Origin of the sequence: Rhizobium sp. YAF28, from assembly GCF_052113285.1 — a bacterium.
GTDB lineage: Bacteria > Pseudomonadota > Alphaproteobacteria > Rhizobiales > Rhizobiaceae > Rhizobium.
On the sequence record NZ_JBFRCX010000027.1, the window covers coordinates 1 to 2093 of the forward strand.

Consider the following 2093-nt stretch of genomic DNA (forward strand, 5'->3'; position numbering starts at 1 on the left):
TCTGATACCTCCAGCATCCTTTACAAGACACCTTCACAGGCTTACAGAACGCTCTCCTACCACGCACATTACTGTGCGTCCGCAGCTTCGGTATATAGCTTAGCCCCGTTACATCTTCCGCGCAGGACGACTCGATCAGTGAGCTATTACGCTTTCTTTAAAGGGTGGCTGCTTCTAAGCCAACCTCCTGACTGTTTTAGCCTTCCCACTTCGTTTCCCACTTAGCTATATTTGGGGACCTTAGCTGGCGGTCTGGGTTGTTTCCCTCTTGACACCGGACGTTAGCACCCGATGTCTGTCTCCCGTGATTGCACTCTTCGGTATTCGGAGTTTGCTATGGCGGGGTAATCAGCAATAGACCCCCCAACCATGACAGTGCTCTACCCCCGAAGGTGAGACACGAGGCACTACCTAAATAGTTTTCGGAGAGAACCAGCTATTTCCAGATTTGTTTAGCCTTTCACCCCTATCCACAGCTCATCCCCTAACTTTTCAACGTTAGTGGGTTCGGTCCTCCAGTACGTGTTACCGCACCTTCAACCTGGCCATGGATAGATCATCTGGTTTCGGGTCTACACCCAGCGACTCAACGCCCTATTCGGACTCGCTTTCGCTACGCCTTCCCTAATCGGTTAAGCTTGCCACTGAATGTAAGTCGCTGACCCATTATACAAAAGGTACGCCGTCACCCGTTTCCAGGCTCCGACTGTTTGTATGCATGCGGTTTCAGGATCTATTTCACTCCCCTCCCGGGGTTCTTTTCGCCTTTCCCTCACGGTACTGGTTCACTATCGGTCRATYACGAGTATTTAGCCTTGGAGGATGGTCCCCCCATMTTCAGACAGGATWYCACGTGTCCCGCCCTACTTGTCGTACACCTAGTTCCACAACGCTGTTTTCGCATACAGGGCTATCACCTGCTATGGCCGGGCTTTCCATCCCGTTCTGCTAACAATGCTGCTAAAGAGTACAAGGCTCTTCCCATTTCGTTCGCCACTACTTTGGGAATCTCGGTTGATTTCTGTTCCTGCAGCTACTTAGATGTTTCAGTTCGCCGCGTTCGCTTCCCTGACCTATGTATTCAGTCAGGGATGACCCATAAGGGCCGGGTTTCCCCATTCGGACATCTCCGGATCAAAGCTTGTTTGCCAGCTCCCCGAAGCTTTTCGCAGGCTACCGCGTCCTTCATCGCCTGTAATCGCCAAGGCATCCACCACATGCACTTGTTCGCTTGACCCTATAACGAGTGTGTCTCAGCTTKCGCTCAAGCACACGACTCACCATAGGTCTGAGTTCTCGCGTTTGTGCCGTATTCCAAGTCATCTTTCGATCACTTTAAATACATTTTGGTTGATACAATCACAACCCGGTATCGCGTTGGATAATTCAGCGTCTCATCAACGCTCGCGCGACACCTTTACTACATCCCATATTGTTAAAGAACAGCCGACGGATTCATTGAATCCAATCGCTTGGCAATGCCAAATGAAAGCACTCACAGCGCCTTCGCGCTAAGTGCTTTCATTTGGCAAACCAACCAAGGTAAGTGGTGGAGGATGACGGGATCGAACCGMCGACCCYCTGCTTGYAARGCAGRTGCTCTCCCAGCTGAGCTAATCCCCCGGATAACTTGGTGGGTCTGGTAGGACTTGAACCTACGACCCCCGCCTTATCAAGACGGTGCTCTAACCACCTGAGCTACAGACCCTTGGCTGTAACAGCAAACAAACCGATAAGTGTGAACGCTTGACTTGTGAACACAAGCCTCTGGAAAGGAGGTGATCCAGCCGCACCTTCCGRTACGGCTACCTTGTTACGACTTCACCCCAGTCATGAACCCTGCCGTGGTAATCGCCCTCCTTGCGGTTAGGCTAACTACTTCTGGCAAAACCCACTCCCATGGTGTGACGGGCGGTGTGTACAAGRCCCGGGAACGTATTCACCGYGGCATKCTGATCCRCGATTACTAGCGATTCCRRCTTCACGKAGTCGAGTTGCAGACTMCGATCCGGACTACGATGCATTTTCTGGGATTAGCTCCCCCTCGCGGGTTGGCAACCCTCTGTATGCACCATTGTATGACGTGTGAAGCC

The 2093-nt window shown here is 51.8% G+C and carries 2 tRNA genes and 2 rRNA genes; all 4 read right to left on the minus strand.

Annotated elements, in window-relative coordinates:
* Window positions 1-1237, minus strand: a 23S ribosomal RNA gene (locus AB4Z13_RS32685); the annotation flags it as partial.
* A 310-nt stretch (window positions 1238-1547) separates the two neighbouring features.
* A tRNA-OTHER gene (locus tag AB4Z13_RS32690) sits at window positions 1548-1623 on the minus strand.
* Window positions 1624-1631: 8 nt separating this feature from the next.
* Window positions 1632-1708: transfer RNA gene (locus tag AB4Z13_RS32695), tRNA-Ile, on the minus strand.
* 63 nt (window positions 1709-1771) lie between these two features.
* Window positions 1772-2093, minus strand: a 16S ribosomal RNA gene (locus AB4Z13_RS32700); the annotation flags it as partial.